General features: G+C 55.5%; 20 protein-coding genes. 7 read left to right on the top strand and 13 right to left on the bottom strand.

The window, feature by feature from the left end; all coding sequences use genetic code 11:
* The first annotated feature begins 64 nt into the window (after positions 1–64).
* The 5 genes from MRS74_RS03585 (at position 65) to MRS74_RS03565 (ending at position 4,408) form a co-directional block, all read left to right on the top strand.
* Positions 65–928 carry a branched-chain amino acid ABC transporter permease gene (locus MRS74_RS03585; protein WP_254578902.1) on the top strand — a complete coding sequence of 288 codons (864 nt, stop codon included), beginning with the start codon at positions 65–67 and terminating at the stop codon, positions 926–928.
* Between the two features lie 22 nt (positions 929–950).
* Entirely contained in the window at positions 951–1,910 is a 960-nt protein-coding gene (locus tag MRS74_RS03580; RefSeq protein WP_254578901.1) for a branched-chain amino acid ABC transporter permease, read from the top strand.
* The gene (locus MRS74_RS03575) at positions 1,907–2,734 is read left to right on the top strand and encodes an ABC transporter ATP-binding protein (RefSeq protein WP_254578900.1); all 828 of its coding nucleotides are present in this window, start codon (positions 1,907–1,909) and stop codon (positions 2,732–2,734) included. The genes MRS74_RS03580 and MRS74_RS03575 overlap by 4 nt, the downstream gene beginning before the upstream one ends.
* Position 2,735: 1 nt before the next feature.
* Positions 2,736–3,446: an ABC transporter ATP-binding protein gene (locus MRS74_RS03570; RefSeq protein WP_254578899.1), complete on the top strand. Its 711-nt coding sequence runs from the start codon at positions 2,736–2,738 to the stop codon at positions 3,444–3,446.
* Between the two features lie 146 nt (positions 3,447–3,592).
* Positions 3,593–4,408, top strand: a complete 816-nt coding sequence (locus MRS74_RS03565) for an IclR family transcriptional regulator (RefSeq protein ID WP_254578898.1) — start codon at positions 3,593–3,595, stop codon at positions 4,406–4,408.
* Between the two features lie 107 nt (positions 4,409–4,515).
* Here MRS74_RS03565 and MRS74_RS03560 read toward each other — a convergent pair whose 3' ends face one another.
* From MRS74_RS03560 to MRS74_RS03540, 5 genes are all read right to left on the bottom strand, one after another.
* Entirely contained in the window at positions 4,516–5,796 is a 1,281-nt protein-coding gene (locus tag MRS74_RS03560) for a dicarboxylate/amino acid:cation symporter (protein WP_254578897.1), read from the bottom strand.
* Between the two features lie 23 nt (positions 5,797–5,819).
* Positions 5,820–7,271 (bottom strand): aspartate ammonia-lyase, encoded by a 1,452-nt coding sequence (locus MRS74_RS03555; protein WP_254578896.1) that lies wholly within the window; start codon positions 7,269–7,271, stop codon positions 5,820–5,822.
* 320 nt (positions 7,272–7,591) lie between these two features.
* Positions 7,592–9,004 carry a sigma-54-dependent transcriptional regulator gene (locus MRS74_RS03550; RefSeq protein ID WP_254578895.1) on the bottom strand — a complete coding sequence of 471 codons (1,413 nt, stop codon included), beginning with the start codon at positions 9,002–9,004 and terminating at the stop codon, positions 7,592–7,594.
* Positions 8,994–10,712 carry a transporter substrate-binding domain-containing protein gene (locus tag MRS74_RS03545; protein WP_254578894.1) on the bottom strand — a complete coding sequence of 573 codons (1,719 nt, stop codon included), beginning with the start codon at positions 10,710–10,712 and terminating at the stop codon, positions 8,994–8,996. Before MRS74_RS03545 ends, MRS74_RS03550 begins: the two co-directional genes overlap by 11 nt.
* Entirely contained in the window at positions 10,713–11,642 is a 930-nt protein-coding gene (locus tag MRS74_RS03540) for a LysR substrate-binding domain-containing protein (RefSeq protein ID WP_254578893.1), read from the bottom strand.
* A gap of 294 nt (positions 11,643–11,936) precedes the next feature.
* On the opposite strand from MRS74_RS03540, the gene cuyB reads away from it, so the two are divergent.
* Positions 11,937–12,647: a cysteate racemase gene (gene cuyB, locus MRS74_RS03535; RefSeq protein ID WP_254578892.1), complete on the top strand. Its 711-nt coding sequence runs from the start codon at positions 11,937–11,939 to the stop codon at positions 12,645–12,647.
* 54 nt (positions 12,648–12,701) lie between these two features.
* Here the strand turns inward: cuyB and MRS74_RS03530 are convergent, their stop codons facing one another.
* On the bottom strand, positions 12,702–13,658 hold the full coding sequence (locus tag MRS74_RS03530) for an AraC family transcriptional regulator (protein ID WP_254578891.1): 957 nt from the start codon (positions 13,656–13,658) through the stop codon (positions 12,702–12,704).
* Between the two features lie 551 nt (positions 13,659–14,209).
* Between MRS74_RS03530 and MRS74_RS03525 the strand changes: the two genes are divergently transcribed.
* Positions 14,210–15,181, top strand: coding sequence for an IS1595 family transposase (locus MRS74_RS03525; RefSeq protein WP_254578890.1), 972 nt, complete (start codon positions 14,210–14,212; stop codon positions 15,179–15,181).
* 257 nt (positions 15,182–15,438) lie between these two features.
* Here the strand turns inward: MRS74_RS03525 and MRS74_RS03520 are convergent, their stop codons facing one another.
* The 7 genes from MRS74_RS03520 to MRS74_RS03490 form a co-directional block, all read right to left on the bottom strand.
* A complete protein-coding gene (locus tag MRS74_RS03520; protein ID WP_254578889.1) occupies positions 15,439–16,986 on the bottom strand; it encodes a HEPN domain-containing protein in 1,548 nt (515 codons plus the stop codon).
* A gap of 314 nt (positions 16,987–17,300) precedes the next feature.
* Complete coding sequence (locus MRS74_RS03515; RefSeq protein WP_254578888.1) at positions 17,301–18,719, bottom strand: KAP family P-loop NTPase fold protein; 1,419 nt, start codon at positions 18,717–18,719, stop codon at positions 17,301–17,303.
* Between the two features lie 376 nt (positions 18,720–19,095).
* Positions 19,096–19,731, bottom strand: coding sequence for a uracil phosphoribosyltransferase (gene upp, locus MRS74_RS03510; RefSeq protein WP_254578887.1), 636 nt, complete (start codon positions 19,729–19,731; stop codon positions 19,096–19,098).
* A 47-nt stretch (positions 19,732–19,778) separates the two neighbouring features.
* Positions 19,779–21,014 (bottom strand): URC4/urg3 family protein, encoded by a 1,236-nt coding sequence (locus MRS74_RS03505; protein WP_254578886.1) that lies wholly within the window; start codon positions 21,012–21,014, stop codon positions 19,779–19,781.
* Complete coding sequence (locus tag MRS74_RS03500; protein WP_254578885.1) at positions 21,004–22,278, bottom strand: GTP cyclohydrolase II; 1,275 nt, start codon at positions 22,276–22,278, stop codon at positions 21,004–21,006. The genes MRS74_RS03505 and MRS74_RS03500 overlap by 11 nt, the downstream gene beginning before the upstream one ends.
* A gap of 191 nt (positions 22,279–22,469) precedes the next feature.
* Positions 22,470–22,643, bottom strand: a complete 174-nt coding sequence (locus MRS74_RS03495; protein ID WP_254578884.1) for a hypothetical protein — start codon at positions 22,641–22,643, stop codon at positions 22,470–22,472.
* 150 nt (positions 22,644–22,793) lie between these two features.
* The gene (locus MRS74_RS03490; RefSeq protein WP_254578883.1) at positions 22,794–23,153 is read right to left on the bottom strand and encodes a hypothetical protein; all 360 of its coding nucleotides are present in this window, start codon (positions 23,151–23,153) and stop codon (positions 22,794–22,796) included.
* Positions 23,154–23,556: the final 403 nt, after the last annotated feature.

The raw sequence follows: 23,556 nt of genomic DNA, 5'->3' as shown, positions 1-23,556 counted from the left end.
GGTGACGGCTGCCGCCCGGACTCCCTGAGTCTGCGTGGGCAGCCGGACAACCTGGCGCACGACGATGGATATAACCCTGTTTCTGTTCCAACTGATGAACGGCGTGCAGTACGGCCTGCTGCTGTTTCTGATCGCCTCTGGCCTGACGCTGGTGTTCGGTGTCATGGGCATTCTCAACCTGGCCCACGGCTCCATGTATATGGTCGGCGCCTACCTGGCCTGGTACTTCACTAACACGACCGGCAGCTTCGGCATGGCGGCGGTGATTTCAGCAATTGTCGCCCTGTTGCTGGGCATACTGATCGAACGCACCTTGATCATCCGTCTGTACCGGCGCAACCACCTGGATCAGGTGCTGCTGACCATCGGCCTGATCTTCGTGTTCAATGCGCTGCAAAGCCTTCTCTGGGGTAACGACCCGCTGGGCGTCGCGGTACCGGCCTGGCTGGACGGCGCCATCCCGCTGACCGACATGATCGAGTACCCGGTGTACCGGCTCTTCGTATCCCTGCTCTGCATCCTGATTGCCATCGGCATGTACCTGACCATCAACCGTACGCGCCTGGGCATGCTGATCCGTGCCGGGGAATCCAACCGCGACATGGTCGAGTGCCTGGGGGTGGATATCAATCGCCTCTATACCCTGGTGTTTGCCGCCGGCGTTGCGCTGGCCGCCATTGCCGGCATCGTCTCGGCACCCATGGTCTCCGTGGTGCCCGGCATGGGCGAGCATGTGCTGATTTCCTGCTTCGTGGTGGTGGTCATCGGTGGCATGGGCTCCATCAGGGGTGCCTTTGTCGGCGCGCTGATGGTGGGCATTGTCGACACCTTTTCGTCAATCATGCTGCCGCAGGTATCCAGCATGATGATCTATATCCTGATGGCGGTGATCCTGCTGGTGAAGCCCAAGGGCCTGTTCGCCAGCTAACGCCAAGCCCGGAGAAAATCCCATGTTTACCAATCGTGCGGAAAAACTGTTTGTCTGGATGTTCTTCCCGCTGGCGCTGTTAATGCCCCTGCTGCTGGACCAGAACACCTTCTACGTCAACAAGCTGGCAACGATTCTGATTCTGTCGATCTTTGTCATGTCACTGGATTATCTGGTGGGCCGTTGCGGCCTGGTTACCCTGGGCCATGCGCTCTTTTACGGCCTGGGCGGATACCTGTTCGTAATGCTGACCCCCGAATATGAGGCGGTGAATTTCTGGGTCTACACCTTCTATGTGCTGGTCATCGCATCGGCCATTGCCCTGGTGGTCGGCTTTATCGTGCTGCGCACCAGCGGCATCTACATGATCATGATCACCCTGGCACTGGCGCAGATGTGCTTTTACTTCTTCTCGGACTCAACCGAATTCGGCGGCAACGACGGCGTCTTTATTTACGTCAAACCCGAGACCAGTGTTTTCGGCCTGAACCTGTTCGATCTCGACAACCCGACGCACTTCTACTATCTGTGCCTGCTGTCGCTGTTCAACTGCCTGCTGTTCTTCAAGCTCATTATGCGCTCCAAGTTCGGCCGCATTGTCGATGCGGTGCAGGAAAACCCTGAGCGCACCACGGCCCTGGGCTACAACGTGTTCCAGTTCCGTCTGGCCAGCTACGTCATCGCCTCGGCACTGGGCGCCTACGCGGGCTATCTGTTTGCGCTGCAATACGGCTTCGTCAATCCGTCGATGCTGTCCTGGCAGACGTCGGGCACCGCACTGGTGATGTCGATACTCGGCGGCCTGGGCACCCTCTACGGCGCCATTCTCGGCACCCTGGTGTACGAGGGCCTGCACTATGGCTTCGAGCACCTGACAGAACACTGGCTGTTGCCCATGGGTACGCTGATCATCCTGATGGTACTGGCGTTCCGGCATGGCCTGGCCGGATACCTGGAATCTCTGCTGGGGAAACGCAAATGACCAGTCGCATCGAATTACAAACAGCCAGCCTTGCTGATTCCCTCCCGCACGGGCACAGCCTGGCCGAGCCCAAAGTGGTGCTCGAAACCGAAGGCCTGTGCAAGTACTGGGGCGGACTCAAGGCGCTTGACGACCTGTCGCTGCAGTTTCATGACCGGCAGCTGCATGGCATTGTCGGCCCCAACGGCGCCGGCAAGAGCACCCTGCTCAACCTGCTGTGCGGCACCTACAAGCCGACCCGGGGCAAGATTGTGCACCTGGGGGACGCCATCGATTCGATCAAGCCCTATGAATTCAGCCGCCGGGGCATTGGCCGGGGTTTTCAGAAAACCAATATCTATCCCAGCGCGACCTGCCTGGAAAACTGCAGCATCGCGGCGCAGCGCCGCATCGGTGGTAGCTTCAATATTTTCCGCTCACGCCATAGCGAAAAACTGCTGACCGAAATGGCCGAGCAGGCACTGGCAAAAGTGGGTCTGGCACATAGGCGCGATGCGGTGGCCTCGCGCATCAGCTACGGCGAGCAGCGCCAGCTGGAAATCGCCACTGTGCTGGCAACAGCCCCCTCGGTGCTGCTGCTCGACGAACCCATGGCCGGCATGGGCCATGAAGAGTCGCAGCTGATCATCGCCCTGCTCAAGACCCTGAAGCAGGACTACTGCATCGTACTGGTGGAACACGACATGGACGCGGTGTTCGAGCTGTCGGACCAGCTCACCGTGATGGTGGACGGCCAGCACCTGATCACCGACACCGTAGACCAGGTGCGGGACGATGCCCGCGTAAAAATCGCGTATTTAGGTCAGGGCGACGAGGTGATTTGATATGAGTAGTTTATTGGAAGTGCGTAGTTTGCATACCCTTTATGGCGACAGCCATGTACTGCACGGTGTGTCGTTTGACATTAAAAAGGGCCAGGCCGTCAGTTTGATGGGAAGAAACGGCATGGGCAAGACCACCACGCTCAAATCCATTCTCGGCGTGCTGACGCCGCGCAGCGGACAGGTACGTTTTCAGGATCAGGATCTCGACGGGCTGCCGACCTGGCAGCGCATGCGCCGCGATATCGCCTACGTTCCCGAGGGCCGTGGCATGTTCCACAATCTCACCGTGAAGGAACACCTGCTGATGGCCGCAAGGCCCAATCAGCGCCGCGAAGTGCTGTGGGATTACGACCGGGTGCTGGCGACCTTCCCGCGCCTGCAGGAACGCCTGGGCAACCTGGGCACCCAGCTGTCCGGCGGTGAACAGCAGATGCTCGCCATAGGCCGGGCGCTGATGACCAACCCGGATCTGCTGATACTGGATGAAGCCACCGAAGGCCTGGCGCCCCTGATCCGCAAGGAGATCTGGGAGGTGATCCGCACCATCAAGGCCAGCGGCGTCTCCACCCTGATTGTCGACAAGAACATCCAGGTGCTGGAAAAAATCTGTGATCATCATATTGTATTGGTAAAAGGACGGGTGGTCTTCGAGGGCAACAGCCAGCAACTGCTCGAACAGCGCGACGAGGTCGAATCGCACCTGGGTGTGTGACAACCTGATGGCGAGGCGCCCGGCCACGGGTGGCCTCGACAACCGTTGACGGCAGCATGGCAGGCGTAGCAGACTGCGCGCCATTGACGCAAGTGCGCACGGCTGCGCATCGCAAGTCTGATTGCAATACTGGGGAAGGGGTAAGCATGGTATCAACCAAGACGTCACAGGCTTCCGTTGCGGAAACCAGCCGCCAGGGCATCGGCTCTCTGGAGATAGGCCTGCGGGTACTGAACGAAATTGCCCAGTCCCCCAAGCCGCTGAGCCTCAAGGAGCTGTCCCTGCGGCTCGACCTGTCCTCCAGCCGACTGCACAAATACCTGATCAGCCTCAGCCGCATGCAGTACATAGTGCAGGTACAGAACGCCCGCTACACCCTGGCCACTGCCAGCCTGACGCTGGGCATGGCGGCACTCAAGCGCATTGATCCCATGCCGATCACCTTCGATGCCGCGACCAGGCTCCACCTGGCCACGGACAAAACCGTGTCGGTGGCCATCTGGAACGGCAAAACGCCGCTGATCGTCAACTGGCTGGATTCAAGTCAGGTTCTGGCGGTCAATATCCGCCTGGGCAGCGAGCTGTCACCCTTTTTCTCCGCCGCCGGCCGGCTGTTTCTGGCCCATCTGCCGCCACAACGGCAACAGGAGATCATCGAAAGCTTCTATGAGGCACCCAGCGCCCTGCCCCGCCACCAGGGCAGGCAACTGGACAAAGAGGCGTTTTACGCGCAGATACACAGGACAAGGGAAGATAATCTGTCGTGCTTTTACGGGGATTTTTTGCCGGACATAAACGTCATCAGCAGCCCGGTGTTCAATCTCAGCGGACAGATACAGGCCGTGATCAGCCTGATGGGCATGGCCAGCAACACCGACGTGCGGCCGGGTCAGCGCCTTGAACGCCTGTTAACTGCAACGACCAAAGGCACGACCAAACTGATCTGCGGCACGGCGATTTAGCAGCGGTGTAACGGGCAGATGAACAGGCAGAGGAATCGCAGGTTCGATATCAGCGCAAGCTGACATCAGAGAGACGGAGGATACCCGGCCGGGTATCCTCCTGCAGGTCAGGCCAGCTCTGGCTGAACCGCCGTACTGGAGCGGTTATAGATGGTTTCATCCAGCTCGTTTTCGCTCTTGCCAACCAGCACCGTGACCATCAGGTCTCCGCAGACATTCACGGTGGTACGGGCCATATCCAGGATACGGTCAATGCCGGCGATGATGGCGAGGCCCTCCATCGGCAGCCCGACAGTGGTCAGCACCAGCGACAGCATGATCAGGCCCGCACCCGGCACACCGGCGGTACCGATGGACGCCAGGGTCGAGGTCATGATGATCAGCAGGTAGTCGGAGAACGTCAGGTCGATACCAAAGGCCTGGGCGATGAAGAGCGCACAGACCCCCTGGTAGAGGGCGGTGCCATCCATGTTGATGGTCGCGCCCAGCGGCAGCACAAAGCTCGAGATACCCTTGGATACACCCATTTCCTCGGTGGCGGCCTTGATCGTGGCCGGCAGGGTGCCGGAGCTGCTGGTCGTTGTGAAGGCCACCGCCGCCGGGTTGACCAGCCCTTTCAGGTAGCGCACCGGATTCAGTCGGCCCAGCGTGCTGATCAGGCCGGAATAGAACACCACCACATGGATGATGCAGCCGATATAGACCACGACGATCACCTTGATCAGCGGCAGCAGAATTTCCATGCCGTATTTGCCGGCGACCCAGGCCATCAGGCCGAAGACACCGTAAGGCGCCAGCTTCATCACCAGCTCGGTCAGCTTGTACATGCCTTCGGCCAGGCTTTCGAACAGCTGCACGGCGGGCTTCGCCTTCTCGCCACTGAGGTTCAGCGCAATGCCCAGGCCCAGCGCAAAGACGATGATCTGCAGGATATTGCCCGTCGCCAGCGCGTCGACCGGATTTTTCGGAACCATGTTGAGCAGGGTCTCGACCAGGGTCGGCGCCTCCTTGGCCGCAACGCCACTGTCGGTCGCCACCATGTTGATACCCTCACCGGGCGAAAACAGAATTCCCATCCCCAGACCGATGCTGATCGCGACGGCCGTGGTTGCCATATAGAGCAGCAGTGACTTGAGGCCGATGCGGCCGAGCTTGCGGGTATCCTGCATCGAGGTCACACCGACCACCAGCGAACAGAAGACCAGCGGCACGATCAGCATCTTGATGGCATTGATGAAGAGCGTGCCGATCGGCTTGAGCATCTCGGCGTCGGGGCCCAGGAGCGCACCCGCCAGCATGCCCAGGGCCATGCCGATGAGGATTTTCTTCCACAGTGCCAGCCGGCTCCAGAAACCTGCACGGAATTGCTCTATCGTTGCGTGTTGCATGGATCTTTCCTTCATTGTTGTTGTTAAACGCCTTTGGCGCTGCTCGGGCGGCGCCGTTGCGGGCGAATCATGTTGGCGGGCTTGAGCACCTCATTGAGCTCTTCTTCGCTCATCAGCTCCTCTTCGCGGATCAGTTCCAGTACGCCACGCCCGGTTTCCAGCGCGTTCTTGGCGATGCGGGTGGAGTTCTCGTAACCGATGTAGGGCACCACGGCGGTGATAACGCCGATGCTCATGTCCACCAGTTCCTGACAACGGTCGCGGTTGGCGGTAATACCGCGCACGCAGCGATTGCGGAACATGTCCATGGCCTGGGTCAGCATGCGGATCGATTCCAGCACGTTGTAGGCGATCAGCGGCTCCATGGCGTTGAGCTGCAGCTGACCGGCTTCTGCCGCCATGGTGATGGCGATATCATTGCCGATCACCTGGTAGGCGACCTGGTTGACCGCTTCCGGGATCACCGGATTGATCTTGCCGGGCATGATGGAACTGCCGGGCTGCTGCGCCGGCAGGTTGATCTCGTTCAGGCCGCAGCGCGGTCCCATGCTTAGCATGCGCAGGTCGTTGGCGATCTTGGAGAGCTTCACGGCCAGGCGCTTGAGCATGCCGGAAAACAGCACGAAGGCGCCCATGTCGGAGCTGGCTTCCACCAGATCGGTGGCGCGCTTGAATTCGAAGCCGCTCAGCTGCGACAGGTAACCCACCGCCAGGCGTGCATATTCGGGGTCGGTGTTGATACCGGTTCCTATGGCCGTACCGCCCAGGTTCACTTCCTTGAGCAGTTCAGAAAGCCCATCGATGCGCTGGATATCCTCGCCCAGGGTGCTGGCAAAGGACTGGAACTCCTGTCCCAGGGTCATGGGTACCGCATCCTGCAACTGGGTACGGCCCATCTTGATGATGTCGGCAAACTCCTCGCCCTTGGCGGCAAAGGCGTCCCGCAGGGAGGCCAGGGCTTTTACCAGATCGCTGTGTTTCAACAGGATCGACAGGCGCACCGCCGTGGGATAGGCATCGTTGGTCGACTGGGACATGTTGACGTCATTGTTGGGATGCAGGTAGGCGTACTCGCCCCGGGCATGACCCAGACACTCAAGGCCGATGTTCGCCATGACTTCGTTGGCGTTCATGTTGGTTGAGGTACCGGCGCCCCCCTGAATCATGTCAACCACGAACTGGTCATGGTACTTGCCATCAAGCAGCATCTTGCCAGCGGCCATGATGGCATCGGCCTTGGTGTCGTCCAGCAGACCCAGCTGATTGTTGGCCTTGGCGCAGGACATCTTCACCAGCGCCAGCGCCTTGATCAGCTGCGCAAACAGATTGAGCTTGATGCCACTGAGATCGAAATTGTCGCGGGCACGCTGAGTCTGAATGCCGTAGTACGCCTCAGTGGGAACCCAGGCTTCGCCAAGCAGATCCTTCTCCCGCCGCCGGTTGTTCAACTGTTGCACTGGTTGGTGTTGGCCCATCGTGTTTATCCCCTGCTGTTTATTGTTGTAGCGGCCATGCCACCGATCCCGAAGGCCGGAACCCGGAACCCGGAACCCGGGGTGATGGCGCGCTCTCTGACAGGTAAATAGCAAGGACGATGCCAAGACAAAGAAAATATCTTATATCTTTGTTTTTATTGGATTAAATAAACAAATAAAGCAGCATTGAAAAACACAGCAGGGGTATAACGAAAGTTATGGACAGCGCGAAATAACGCCTAATTACATATTTATATCAATGAGTTACAGAAGTATTCCAGATGTATGGCTATAACCCTGGTTATAGGGGTGCCACCGGCTCAACCGGGCTGGGACTTTTTCAGCCGTTTACTGAGCGCAGGCTGCGAGACGCCCAGCAGCCGCGAGGCCAGGGACTGATTGCCCTGGGCCCTTTTCATCGCTTCGGCCACCAGCAGATCGGCCGCCTCCTGCAGGGTCGGCAACGGCTGATCAGGGGCGAACAGCGGCGACGCAGCGACCGTTTCAGGCTCCGGCGTCGCGCCGCTCTGGCCAACCACCCGACGGAAGACGTCCATCGACAGCACACCGGCGCGGTGCTGGCTCAGGGCGTCGTAACAAAGAGCCCGCAGTTCCCGCACGTTGCCGGGAAAGGCATAGTTCTTCAGCAGTACCGGCAGCTCCTTGGGCACCGTCGGCCTGGTGCGGCCCAGTTCCTCTGCCGCCTGTGCCAGGAAATAGTCAAGCAGCAGGCCGATGTCATCCTGGCGCCGGCGCAGCGGCGGCAACTCCACCTGGTGGGTGCGCAGCCGGTAGTAAAGATCCTTGCGAAAGGCGCCGTCGCGCTGCTTGTGTTCCAGGTTCTGGTGCGTCGCCACCAGCACCCGCGCGCGGATGCGCTTGGGCCTGTCACTGCCCAGGGCATAGTATTCGCCCTCCTGCAGCAATCGCAGCAGCTTGACCTGCGAGGCCAGGCTGAGATCACCGATTTCGTCCAGAAACAGGGTGCCGTTGCCGGCCTGCTCGATCATGCCCGCCCGCGCCTTGTCGGCACCGGTAAAGGCGCCACGGTGGTGGCCGAACAGGGTATCGGCGAAGATGTTGTCGTCCAGGCCCGCAACATTGACGCAGACCAGCGGGCCGTTACGCCCGCTCAGCGTATGAATGGCCTGGGCGATGGCCTCCTTGCCGGTGCCGCTTTCGCCGGTGATCAGCACCGGCTGACTGCTGCCCGCGACCGCCTCCAGGTACTGGAACACCGATCGCATGCCCTTGTCCCTCGTCACTATATCGGCGAAGACCTCCGGCCGCTCCAGCGTATCGCTGAGAAAGCGCCGGCGCATCTCCTGGTTCTCCAGCCGCATCTCCTGCATCCGGATCGCACGGCGGATGCCCTCTATCAGACGGTCCTCCTCGGAGGTCTTGACGAAGTAGTCGTAGGCACCCAGGCGGATGCAGTTGACGGCGGTTTCCAGCTGGTTCAGGCCGCTGATGATGATGACGCCGATATCGGGGTGCTCTTCGACGATTCGCTGCAGCAGTGCCTCGCCGGACAGGTGCGGCATGGTCAGATCAAGCAGCACCAGCCCGATAGGCTCACGGGCGATAATGCCCATGGCTTCACGGCTGTCTTCGCAGCGCACTATATGATTGATGCCGCCACGGCGCTCGAGCGCAATGCTGAGACTGCGCAGGAAGGGGGCCTCGTCATCGACCAGCAGGACGCCGAAGGTCGGATACAGATTACTGCTCATGTTGATTCGGTCCCCTGGTTGGCAGGCAGTGACAACACCGCGCGGGTGCCCTTGCCGGGCTGGAGTAGTATTCCAGCATGCCGGCATGCTCCTTCACGATGCTGACTGAGACCGAGAGACCCAGCCCCATACCGCCCTGCTCCCGCTTGGTGGTAAAGAAGGGGTCGCTCAGCTGCGATAGATTTTCCGGCTCGATACCCCGCCCCTCATCCAGCACTTCAAGCCGCAGCATGCCGTCGGCCGAATCATAGCGGGTGGTGACGGTGATGGCATTGTCGCGCGACTCCAGCGCCTGGCAGGCATTGACAATCAGATTGATCACCACCTGTTCGATTTTCTGGCCGTGGCCCCTGAAGGCCGGCGCGGTTGCGGCGTAACTGACCCTGAAATGATCGGTGGCATTGCGAATGGTATTGTCGACCAGCCGGATGGCGGTGGCAACGACCGCGTTGAGGTCAACCGATTCACTCAGCTCCACCGGCCCCTGGCGGGCGAAATCCCGCAGATCATCCACAATACGGCGGATGCGCTGGGCGCCGGCCAGCATGTCATCCAGCATCAGCGGGACCTCGTCGCGCATGCGGGCGTAGGAAAGGCCGCCCAGATCGAAATCGCCATGCTCGTGGTAATGAGCTTCCAGGATATCCGCGCTATCCCGGTAGACTTCCTCCAGCACCGGCAGATTCAACAGCAGCAGGCCGCAGGGATTGTTGATTTCATGGGCCACGCCCGACACCAGTACACCGAGGGAGGTCATCTTGTCGGCCTGGATCAGCTTCTGCTGCTGGATCTGCAGCTCCTGCGTGCGCCGGGTCACTTCACGGGTCAGCATCCGGTTCCAGATCACGATAGCGCCCAGCACCAGCAGCAGCACAATCGACACCAGGCCTGCGACCTGGCCAATCTTCTTCCAGGGCACGCCGGAACTCTGCAGCGGGCCAAACCACTTGTCGTAGATCGCCTGCTGACGCCCGGTATTCTTGAGAATGGCCAGGCCTTCGCTGAACTGCGCCAGCAGCTCGGCATGGCCCTTGAGAACAGCGTAGCCATAGCGCTGCGCCGCAAAGGTTTTGCCCACCGGCACTATATTGGAAAGCTCCAGCTCGCGGCCCAGATAGAGCCCCGGCAGGTTGGCGACCAGGGCGTAATCGTGCTTGCCCGATGCCAGGAGGCGCAGCGCATCGGCATGGGTGTCCGCCAGAATCAGCTTGGCGCCGACATCATCGTGCAGCATCAGGTCGTGCAGAATACCCTGCTCCTGCACGATCACCTCCTTGCCCCGCAGCTGCGTCAGGTCGGTGATCTGGGCGTCGCCCTTGCGGGCAAAAACCGAATGGTGAACGATGGCATGGGGCGGCGAAAATGCGTAAATCTTCGCCCGGTCGGCCGAATAGGACACGCCCTGCAGCGCATCCACCTCGCCGTTATCCAGGCGCTGGCGCATCTCGGCCCAGCCGCCGAGCTGAATCTCGACGTCCATGCCCATGACTTCGGCAATGGCCCGGGTCAGGTCGGTGTTATAGCCATCCGGCTGGCCATCGGCATTGATAAACTCGTAGGGCGGATAGTTGTGATCACCGGCCACGATGATGACATCCCTGGATGCCTGGCCGCGGCCGGCGGCCTGGGCAGCGCCGGCAAGGGCGACGGCAAACCCCAGCAGCAACGGGATCAGGCGTCGTACGACGGCGATCTGCAACGCTGCCATCTACAAGCTCCCGCTCACGTCTGCCACCGCAGCGCCATAGCGATGCTCCAGCACCTGCCACAGCATTTCAACGTCCTGGCTCAGCGCCCGACTGCAGCGGTACAGGCTCACCTGCAGTGGAACCTGCCAGGCCGCCCCGCCACAGACCGTCAGGAAGCCCTGGCGCAGCTCTTCACGGATCGCGAACGACGGCACCCAGGCGACCCCCATCCCCTGCAGCGCCATCACCTTGAGACTGTCGGCCAGCGGCGATTCGAAGGTGGGTCGCAGCGTTACCGGATGCGGCGCACGCGCCAGCAGCCGCTCCACGCAGCGCCCGAGATAGATCTCCCTCGGGTAGCTGAGATAGGGCACCTCTTGTGCCCCGTCCGCATCGAGATCGAACAACGGCCGGCCTTCCTCATCGCTGCGGCAAACGGGCACCAGCGTTTCGGTTTGCAGTTCAAGCCTGCGGAACTGCTCCGAGGCCAGGGTGGGATCTTCGAACGCCAGCAGGAAGTCACAGATGCCGTTTTTCAGGGCCTGCACACTGTCATCCACATTGGCCACCAGCTGCCGCGTGCGCGTGTCTTCGAGTTCATGCTGGAGCGACTGAATAAGGGCCGGAAACAGCGACAGCGACAGCGTGTGGGAAACAGCGACATCGATAACGCGCGTCCCCTTTTTGCGCAGGGACTGCAGATGGCTAACGCATTCGCGCAGCTGGGCCACCAGGTTCCTGGCCGTCATCCGGAACAACGCCCCTTCATCGGTCAGGTGCACCGGAACGCTGGTCCTGTCGACCAGCTGAGCGCCCACGGCGGCCTCCAGGGCCTTGATGCGCCGGCTGAATGCCGGCTGGGTCAGGTGGCGCTCTTCGGCAGAGCGGGAAAAACTCTGGCTGTCGGCAAGAGACAGGAAATCTTCCAGCCATTTGGTTTCAATGTTCATCAGGAAACTGCCCTTTGACGTCGTCAAGCGCCCTTGCCGGCACGGAACCCAACCGCAAGTCGCCCGGCCATGTTATCGCCCAGTATAGGCTGCAGCCAAAACGGTTTCGCGCTCCGACAGCCCCTATGCCAACATTGCCTGCCCCATACCGGGCAGGTATATAACCAATATCCTGTTGATTAGCAAACGGATTTCATCAGCCCATGCAGAACCGGCATGGGCCCTGCGCAGCCGGCATTGGCCGCGCCCGGCACCGCCGCTGTAGCTTTGGCCCTGTCAATCAGGGAGCAGCAGATGAACATGACTATGGGTATTCTGGGCGGTATGGGTCCACTGGCAACGGTCGACTTCGTGCGCAAAATCATCAACCAGACGGCCGCGACGCGGGACCAGGAGCATCTTCCGCTGCTGATACACAGCGTGCCCCAGATACCGGACCGGACCGCCTGCCTGATGGGGAACCGGGAGTCGCCGCTGGCGGCACTGGAAAAGGGATTGCAGACCCTGGTCGCAGCCGGTGTTGGCTGCATCGCCATCCCGTGCAATACCGCCCACTACTGGCACGGGGATCTGGCCAGGATAAGCCCCGTGCCGATACTGCATATTGCCCGCGCCTGCGCCGAACCGCTGGCGGCGCAGGGGATTTGGTCGGTCGGACTGATGGCAACGGATGGCACCCTGAAGGCGGGCTTCTATGCCAGGGAACTTGCGCGTTACGGCATTCGCCTGGTCGAGCATCCCGCCGCGCTGCAGCAGCGGATCATGCAGGGCATTTACCGGGTCAAGTCTGGCGCACTGACAGAAGGCGCACAGATACTGGAATCCTGCCTGCGTACGCTGCTGGAAACGGGTGTGGAGCGCGTCATTCTGGGGTGTACCGAGATTCCGCTGGCGCTGGACTCACTGGGCTCGCACCCCGGCAATGCGGGAATCGATGCCACCGACGCCCTGGCCAAGGCCTGCATCGACTGGTACCAGGCCCAATCGAACGCCCAGGCCGCTTAGCAGGTATCATTTCAAGAGCCGGTCAGGCTGGTTGCCTGGATGCCTGGCAAGCAACTAACGAACCCTGCGCAGGGTTTCGGATGGCAGCTCGCCAAACATCTTGCGGTAGTCTGATGAAAAACGCCCCAGGTGGCTGAAGCCGTAATCCAGCGCGATCTCGGTTACATTTCTGGCATTGATGCCCTGCTTCAGATCGGCGTGCAGGCTTTGCAGTTTCATCTGCTTGATGAACAGCTTGGGCGTGGTGCCGACTTCCTTGGCAAAGACGTTATAGAGGCTGCGGACACTGACATGACAAAGGCAGGCCAGCTCCTCCACGGTAATATCATCGCGAATACGATCCTGCAGGTAACGGCGAATCAGCTGCAGCTGTTTATCGGCACCCGGAGCTGCGTTTTCCTGTAACAGGTTACAGGGGAAGATCGAGAGCAGCTTGTTGGCCAGCAGGTCGGCATAAGCCTGGGACACACTGGCAATATCCACACAGGTCTCGGAGGCTTCTTCATACACCGCCTCCACCAGGCGCATAAAGGCCATGGACGCATTCAGATCCATTACCTGACGTTGAAAACGCAGACCATCCCTGGGCAGGGCCCGGCCGTTGTCGACACAGGCGGCTTTCAATATGGCTTCGGGGATTTTTACGATCAGCTTCTGACAATCGCTGGAATAGGTCAGGTCGCTCTTTTCCTGGGGGTTCATCATCAACGCCTGACCGGCGGACAGCGACAACCGATCCTCGTCGAAATTCCAGGTGCAGGAACCACTGGTCACCACCTGAAGATGGTAGACCTCTTCAAGATCCGGTGAATGCACCCGTACCTGGCCGCCATAGGAAATGTGCGACAGCCCCAGCTGGGCAAAATTGGCATAGCGCAGCGACGACCGTATCTTGCCTGGCTCGAGCAGCGTGAGCCGGTGCTGCCCGATATGGGTGTTCACGTAGTCCGACACATCCTCCGGACACACATCCTTGCGCACGACACTATTGGCAAGTACGTGATTCAGCATCCGGAGCACCTTTTGTCATTATTGTAATGTCGTCAATTATATGTGAATCACCTGCCGCGCTCAATACATCAGCACTTTTAATCCCCGTCCATGCCGCTGTGAATTCCAGCCTGTACCTGTACCCCGCTGAGGTTGATGCGATGCAACGGGTACTCTTGCTTCGCTTGTATCTTCATCCAAATCGAAGTGTCACGTGCCAGGGCGGAGCGAGCCCCAGAATCCGGCCCAATAGACAGTGCTGGTCCATGCAGGTCCACAACTGTGAGAAGGGCCGATCATGCAGAACTGCGAGAGGGTCAGAAACGCTACCCACCAAGATTGGTGGAACCACACAACTGCACCATTTGGCGACAGATTGGATGCAGAGTCGTCAGCGGTTTCACTTGTCCGTTTTGAATCGGTACCTGACCTGCAGGCACTGCACCTAGCCGATGCGTCCAAATCGGTCGCTTACGGCACAGAGCAGACATTTACGACTTGGGCTATGTTCGGCTCTATTGTTGAAGCTCCACTATACTTCATAGAACCCCAGCCACAGCCGGAGGTCTCCCATGAAGCAGGACGAGTTTGACCAACTGACGGTCGCCATTGACTCGCTGAGCCCCAGTCAGCGCCACCAACTGCTTGAGCGGTTGCAGCATCCAGACACCATTCCCGCGATCATCGAACACCTGGAACAACAGCTGCAATCCCAGCTCAGATGCCCCCACTGTGACCATGATCAGGTCTATCGCTGGGGCACCCTCAGGGGCATACAGCGCTATCGCTGCCGTAGTTGCCATAAGACATTCACGGCCCTGACCGGCACGCCGCTGGCGCGGCTGCGCAAGCGCGAATTGTGGATGGACTATGCGCAATCCATGCTCAACTCCGAAGTCTTGCGGACCGCCGCCGCGCGTTGCCATATCCATCTGACGACGTCCTTTCGCTGGCGCCATCGTTTCCTCAAGCTGGCGGATACGCTCAATGCGGGGGCCCTCAGCGGCATCGTCGAAGCCGATCAGACACTGTTCCGCGAATCCTTCAAAGGGCAGCGTCAGATCCCTCAACGCCGTGCGCGCAAACGCGGCAATGCCAACAAGCAAGAGGCAAAGTGGGTGCCGGTACTGGTGGCGCGTGACCGCAGTGCCGGCGAAGCCGATTTTGTGCTCGACCACTTCACGCTGAAAAATGTCGAGCAACATCTGCTACCACGATTGAGCCCGGATATTGTGCTCTGTACCGACGGCCACCTGACTTTCGAGGCGCTGACGGCCAAGCATCACCTCGCGCACCAGGTGATCAATGCCAGCGCCGGCGAACGCCTGAAGGCACCCGCCTTTCATATCCAGGGCGTGAACAATTATCACCAGCGCCTCAAAGGCTGGATCCAGCGATTCCATGGTGTCGCCACCAAATATCTACCTCACTATTTGGGCTGGTACCGCTGGTTTGATCAGCACCGAGCGAAACTGAGCCAACCGTCTGATTTTATGGAAGATTTAATCATGGCCGAGCATCTTCAACATTTATCCCGAACATAGTCTACGACTTGGGAATAGGTATTCTATTCCCAAGAATTCCCCAGATAGACGTACCCTATGCAAAGAGGGCTATTACAGAACTCACTACACCCGTCACTATCTGCCAATATGAAATACTATCGCCAACTTCCATGTACCATCAGCCTTGTTATCTCTTCACTACCTCGACCACCACCACGATCGATTGTGCAATAAAAACCTGTTGCTTTGCTGTACCAAAATACCACCGCATCTAGGGCAGCGCCAATTACACATATTTACTTCATAACAAGTAGCCTCTTTACTCTAGCAGCTGGCTTCAGAGGCAAAAGAATTTCATCTTGAAGCAGCTTTTTCAAGCAAATTATTCCAACCTCTATAGCCTCCAAGCTAATTTCTTCTATATTTTGTTTTTTCAACTCATTTGGCATTGTCCCATGAACTAAGTTGCTTCTCCAACCATAAAGCTTCTTTAATCTGCCATATCTATCTTCTCGCTCTTTCACATTGTAGATATACACAGCAATACTTGAGGTCACTTGAAATGTCGTTTCTAGCTTATCGCTAAATATTGCTTCCCAAGCTATAACGGCATCGACAAATGCATCTTGCGGTCGCTTTCTCTCATATATTGCATACTTTAAGCGAGTCAACGGTACTTCAATACTCCTTAAATCTTTATTTAGAAGCATGTTAAACCACGTTACCACTCCCTCTATACGATCTTCCTGTATCGATACATGCCTATTTGGCATAGATGTATCGAGAGAGCTATTACCACATGATAGTAGAGGAAAACCAAACTCTGAAAAAGATACGGAAATGCCTATTTCTCCGAGAAGCTCAAATGCTAATGAAAATTTCAGATTATCAATGGCTCGCTCCTGCACAAAAAAACGATTATTAGCTAGCTCTGCCTCATCACCAAAAGGAAGAAATTTAGTCTTATGCTTGATCTCGAATACGGTTTCAGCTGTATATAGCCCGCCGCTTGCAGAGTAATGCCGAACCGACGGCAATCGTATAACATTCCCCTCATCGTCGATCTTAAGCATATTAATCAGTTTCGCTGAGATGAAATCTATCTTCTTTACTTTATTAAGCGACAGCCCGACAACACTAACAAAACTAGAGTACTCAACCTCATTGCCAAGAGCTAGATTCCTTAGAATATTTAAATTTTCTTTTATTTCCTCAATAACTCCTTCATATGAGAGGTTATTTTTAAAACACGCATTGCGAAAAGATCTACCGATAATCCCAACCAAGCTAAATACGACCGACTCGCCAAAACTATGACCGTCATCAGTTTGAAAGTAAAAACTATACAAATTTCCCTCTTCATGATTAGTCAGTGAATCTACCTGATCCTCCTTGACAAGTCGAACAAACGTTTCCTTTTCTAGCTGCGAAACTCCATAATTAAGAACATTATCTGGAGTTAGATATTTGGAAGTAACCAACAAATTCGGAAATTCTCTTATAAGAATTGTCACGAGGAGTTCAAGAAGCTTATCATCTGCCTCAAACCTTGGGATCTCACCACCACACCTTACATGATATTCATTGAATAAATTAGGATTATCATGGCTCAAATCATATGAAAAATACCCACGACCGTCCCCAATACCACAACCCTCAACGAACGAATGCCTGCACTCTTGGATTCTTTTAAAAAGATCGTCAGCGACAAGCTTTTGATCTTCACTCAGTTCAATCGACTTGTGGTTTGTTCTATAGTGATAGGAATCTTTCAGGTTAAGAACAAAGTTCAGCAACAAAAATCCTACGTTGTGTTTGATTACCTCATACTGTTTATATTCCATATATCTTAGCTCTCCATTTCCTGTTGTTAAAGAGGTGTCTTTTTAAGATGATGTTGAATTAAGGGAACAGGATACCTGACTTACTTCTGCTTTGGGCTTAGTCGCCAGACCTTCATTACCCCAAAAATCAGACTTACTGATTTTCCGCACATTCGGATAATACCAAATTGATATCCGCGTCGGGTTGTTGGGTGACCCTACCACCCGAAAGTTGATCAAAGCAAGTAGACCACATCCGGCACAAAGCGGACATAGCGCCCGCATTTTTGGCCGGTTTAAAGTGGAGCTTAAAAAAGTTTGACAATATGCACTTATTAGTCTTGAATATCTAAAAAATCGAACCTACTTAGCCATTCAATACGGTCTTTAAGTTGCTTTAGGTTTACTCCATGCCCCGTCCCTGCTGGTCTGTTAACAATATTTATAACTGTATCGGAGTATTGTTTACCCTTATTGTCTAATTCTGCATCCTGGAGAATCTCTCTGTGTCTGAGGAATATGGCTGATTCGCCTTTTGAAAACCTACTCTTTTTTGCCGCTATTAGAAAACCTTCAACTAACGCACATTCAAAACTGTCATTTCTATTCTTTTCTGGGACAATTTTATAGAGATAGTCGATTAGCTCTTTTTCGTCACCGTCATCTGAAATATATCGCTGATAGGCATCTGGTTTGAAATGCTTTGATATTATCAAAAAAACCAGCAGAGCCGGAAAAATGTATTCATTTTCTTTTGCGGTTCTGATAGCAATGTTAATACTTGCAAGAAACTGCTCGATCTCTCTTAATGAAAGTTGGAGACCTAAAGCAAGCATTATAAAAACTTTCTTCAGATATTCTTGATCGCACTGAAGCTCTCTATATTTTACTCTTGGATTAAAAAACTCTTCTAGATCTAACGACGATATTAGCGATTCAATATAATTAGATATGTCGGGCTTCTTCAGTTGGTACTCAAAATCAATGAACCGACGAAGATATCCAGTCGAATCAATTCCGTTTCCATAGACAGCCGCGATAGAGTGGCCTAACTGCTCTTTATCGAGAGCCAGTACAAAAATCAAGCCCTCTATGTTGAATAGATGCTTAATTCTTTCCAGCAACTCAATTGCATAGTTAGGCCTACATCGGTCTAACTCATCGACAAATATTACAAGCTGCCTCCCGTTTGCGGAATTCTCAATAAAATTAGCTAGCGCATTATGAAATTCGTATATTGCCTCTTTTTGTTGTAGGTAGTTATCGAGCGCATCACCAGCCAATGAACCAGCAGCTTTTACAGCTTCCTCTTCGATTATTTTGTCGGCATCAATAATACCTGCAGTTGCAACTCTTATTAATGCTGGAATTCCTCGTTTAGCAACCTGCCTACCGGCGGCCTTGGTTTTTTCCCAGGCTTCGTTAGCCTTATCCGAAGAGCCAATCAGGTTTTTTAGTCCTTCATTCATTTCACCCAAAAAGGAAACCAAGGGATCATCAGAAAAATCGGTTTCCCATGCATTAAAATACAGTCTAGGCTTGTTCTCTGCCTTGAGGTATTGCTCCCACAACTTAATAAATGTTGTTTTCCCTGTTCCCCATCGCGAATCAATTGCTATTACTGCTGGAGAATTTACATTTGATGCCAATAACGAAAGATTGAGTATTTCTTCTTTTCTACCTAAAAGGTCAAATTTGAAAGGATCATTCGGGTCAAATTGAAATTGCTTTAGCTTTAAATTCAAAATATTCATCCTATTGATGCTAAAATCCTGTTAATGAAGCCTACGAGCTCATAATATTTATTAAAAGCTATCCCTTTTAATATTCGCCAGACTATATTGGTTATATTCAATTAGCTGACTAAAAATAGTATAAATGTATCCATTTAAGTTTCACACCTTCTTTCATGTATACATTTCATCAATCAGCCGGTCTAAAAGGTATGTTATAAATTGGCTGTATCTGGTCGCCTGCTTGTTTGATTCTTGTACAAAAGCGAGAAAATTGCTAGTACTCAAGATAATAGCCGTATAACTGATGGCAGAGCCGTCGGCTGCCATCGGTTTAGGCAATGGAAATGTCCGCTATGGGCACTGAGCGGACGATCCTTTTCATTAAAAATGTCGATCACTTGGTACCGAACATCCGGTCACCCGCATCCCCCAGACCTGGCATGATGTAGCCATGATCATTCAGGCCTCGATCAATGCATGCCGTGTAAATGGGCAGGTCGGGATGGGCTTCCGATAAATTCCTGATACCTTCCGGCGCCGCCAGCAAACAGACAAAACGAATGGAGCGGGGATTGGTTTCCTTCAACCGGTCTACCGCTGCCACGGCGGAATTGCCGGTGGCCAGCATGGGGTCGAGCACAATAGCGTCGCGTTCGTGCATGCTGTGGGGCATCTTGAAATAGTACTCCACCGCCACCAGGGTTTTGGGATCGCGATACAAACCGATATGCCCGACCCGCGCCCCTGGCACCACATTCAACATGCCGTCCAGAAAACCCGCACCCGCACGCATGATGCTGACGAACACGGTTTTCTTGCCGTCGATCACCGGGCTTTGCATTTTCTCCAGCGGTGTTTCGATTTCGATTAACTGAGTCGGCATGTCCTTTGTGACTTCATAGGCCATAAGCATGCTGATTTCGTTCAGCAAACGACGAAAACTGCTGGTGCTGCTACTTTGTTCCCGCATGAGCGTGAGTTTATGCTGAATCAGTGGATGGCTGATGACGTGGACTTCAGATTGACTCATGGTGGCATTCCCTTCTTCCGCTGATGTTGGTATCGATCGTAGATTCCTTAAAAAACCGTACCATCGCTGGCAATATTGAGTGGCGGCCCCCCGCCCTCACGCAACTGCCGGGCTACTTCGCGTCCCGCAGCCCAGGTGCCACCTTCCAGAATACAGGCCAGGGGCATTTCGTCCGCCGACTTTTGCAATTGCTGACGTATGCGTGGGGCGAGCTTGTCAATCAGCGCAACCGTTAGCGCCCGCCATTCGATGATGGCGTCGTCGGCCGCCGTAAATTGTCGTGCGAAAAAATCGGCCTGCCTGGGAACAATGACACCCATATCCAGCAGTAGACCGCCATTGCGATATTCCGGCAAACCGGTGAGCCCGTCCAGATCGGTCAAGGTGATACCGGCCCACTGAAACGGCTCCAGCAACGAATAGGTGAGCCACTGACTAAGCTTGTGAAAGGGCACCCAGCCGGCAGACTCGCCTTCCCCACCCGCCAACGGATGACGCCAGCAATCCCCCAGGGGTTCAGCATTCAGTGTATTGCCGGTCAACCAAATGGCACTGAGATGATCAAGCAACGCCTGCAGCACGCAGGCGGCAGGCAGCTGCCGGACCTGAGCATTGTGCGTCAGCAGATCGAACAGACATCCTGGACGCCCCTCTGCACCAAACACCGTGGGATTCGCCGACAGACTCTGTCCCAGTCGCTGCAACAACTCTACACGCCCTTCCAGTCCCACCAGCGGATTGGATGCGCTGACCTGAAAAAGCGCGACCAGATCAGCCATGTTGATTTGTTTCAGTGCCTGCGCATCCACGCGGTAAGGATCATCGCGCCGGGATGAAAATGTTCCCTGCATAAAGCCATGGAAACTGGCAACGCCCAAACCTTCGGAGCGCACAAAGGTTTGGCCGCTGCCGGTTTCATGATAGGACCACTGCGCACCGGCCCCCGCATCCAGCAACACACTGATAAGCGTCAGATCAATGCATGCGCGTGCCTGGGCGGCAGAATCGAGATGTGCAATGCACGCATCCAGTTGTGCCTTGCGATCTACCGCACCGGCTTCGAAGTGCCGCCAGCGGCTGTGATAGGGAATGTTCAGATCCGGATATTGCCTGCGGGTAACGGCTTCCACCTGGCGCGCGACAGCGTCGAGTTTTTCCAACTGCAGGTCAAAATGCGTCGACTGACCGGCTTCGACCGCCTGCAGAATATTGTGGCAGCGCTCGCGAATGGTGGCGGGAGAACGTAACCTGGCAACGGCATCGGCCGTGACGTCATTTTTCAAGGCCGCGCCCCTTGGTGCTCGCCAATGATTCTGCATCCGGCACGGTGCCATCGGTGTAATAACCGGCTGCAATCTTGGCTTCGATTTCCACCTGTGCATCATCGGGGACCAATGCTTCAGGAATTTTGATCCGCTGCTCCACTTCGATACCGCTGTCGGTGATGGCGCGGTACTTGTCGTTGCTCATGCTGACCAGACGATGAATCTTCTTAATACCCAACCAGTGCAGCACATCCGGCATCAGTTCCTGAAACCGCATATCCTGCACACCGGCGACACATTCAGTGCGCAGAAAGTATTTGTCCGCGCTGTCACCGCCGACCTGTCGCTTGCGGGCGTTGTACACCAGGAATTTGGTCACCTCACCCAGCGCGCGGCCTTCTTTGCGACTGTAAGCGATCAGCCCCACACCACCGGTTTGCGCGCCCCGCACGCACTCTTCAATGGCATGCGTGAGATAGGGCCTACAGGTGCAGATATCCGAACCGAATACATCGGAACCATTGCACTCATCGTGCACGCGGGCGGTCAGGGTGACGTCAGGATTGGCCAGATCATGGGGATTACCAAAGATATACAGTGTTTGTCCGCCGATGGGCGGCAAAAACACCTCGAAATCACTGCGGGTCACCAGCTCCGGATACATACCCCCGGTTTCCTCGAACAGGATACGCCGCAAATCCGATTCGCTGACGTTGAAACGTTTGGCAACGCCTGGCAGCCACCATACCGGCTCAATGGCCACTTTGGTCACGACGGCCGATCCGTTTTCCAGCAGGATGCGATTGTCGGGAACCAGGCGGTGAAATGCCAGTGCGTGATGAATTTCCGGCAGGTTGATGTGCGCCTTGGTGACAGCGATGCTGGGCCGAATGTCGTAGCCCTGGGCAATATAGTCGGCAAAGACATCGGCCACGCTGGCGCCCCAGGGATCGATCGAGACGATAGTGTCTGCACCGCCCCACTGGGGATTGGGGCCAATCAGGTCAGTGGGTGAGGTATTGGTCAGGTCGGCCTTGTGGTCTTTCAACAGGGTGCCGGCAGCAATCGCCAGCGCACGATAAACGCCGTAACTGCCACTGTGAGCGCCAATGACGTTGCGCTGGCTGCGGTTGGTGGTAGTGCCGATGACAGGCCCGCGCTCTGCCGCGCTGGCCGCTCCCCAGTGAATCGCGGGAATGCCACTGGGGCCTTGCCGCTGGGGATGACTGGTCAACCTGATATGCCGGGACGGCCTATGTTTTTCATCCTTGCCAGTAGTCATGAATACGGCTCCTGATTTCATAGCTGGTTATTCAGTATAACCGCCCATCTTATTTAGCTCCGAAAATGAACCAGTGGCAAGACAGCAAACTGCAGTATCCTTTTGATATTGCTGGGCCAGGGACAGGAACTCAATCTTCAGATCAGTCGGTCATGCAGCCTCTGCGCAGCAGGGTCGTCAAAGGATAGGGTCTAGGACCGAAGTGCCCTATGGGTATTACCGGCTTTTGGATAATGCGGTTCGATGACCGCCTCCAAACGCTGCCAGGTCACCAACGCCTCCATCCGGGCGAGGAGTTTTTCCTTACGCGTGAATTGATGCTTATGATGATAATCGCTGTCGGCGTAGCTCAATTGCTGTTCCATGCCTCAGGCTCTGGTCGATTGAAAACGCGAGATTCTCCCATGGCCGGGGACTTGTTCGCATTTTCCGTAGTGAAGTTATAGTTTCATGCGGGACGATATACGCCTTTGGGAACTGTTAAAGCCTTTTGTCTTTTATTTCAAGAGAGAGCATCAATTGTCACAGATTAACAGAACCAATGGATGCTCATCCTCGTTGCGTAATCGCGTTATACATTCGCTTCCACTAATCTTCTTATTTTTTAGCATTTCTATAAGATACGGCTTTGTATTTGCGCCATCTGTAATATCGTGCAGCGCTTCAACCAAGGCGTCAGTATTTACCATGATTCGACTCGAACGATCATGCCCTAAGTCGTGATGCACCATTTTTTTTTGGGAAAGATAATATGGTGTCAGATCGTCAAACAACCGGACATAATTATCCCCAATCAGTTCTGCCGAGCGATAAGCTGAATCGAGTTCATCTGCCCGCAGTAACGCCTCAACCCGTGCAGAATCACTGAGGGGCATCTCTAAAAACCTACTGCGCGACTCATATGCTGCGTTACGCGGTGCTCGGAATCCTCATGTATACCCCATACACTGCGGTTCCTGCGCGCCGTGCGCCTTGCCTCTGAACCGCTCGTTAGGGTTTTTCGAGGCGCCCTGAGCATAAGTGTACGCGTTAAAAGGGTGAAAAGTTCCTGATCGAAACTATTAACCTGGCGATGAAAAAGGTCGTTCTGCCCTGTTTCATCATCGCCCTTGAAAATCGGGCGGAATTTGTGAAATCCCTGAATTTTCAAGGGCTCGCATTGGCCGTTGGCCAATGGCGGCGCATCCTTCGCCACAGTATTAAACCGGCTCTACAGATGTAAAATTCCACTGGCTTAATATCGAGGGATAACCGGTATTCGATCTCCCCGCGCAGCAC

The sequence above is a fragment of the Marinobacterium sedimentorum genome (genome assembly GCF_024267675.1).
GTDB classification, from domain to species: Bacteria; Pseudomonadota; Gammaproteobacteria; order Pseudomonadales; family Balneatricaceae; genus Marinobacterium_A; species Marinobacterium_A sedimentorum.
This window is presented reverse-complemented; position numbering and strand designations above follow the sequence as displayed.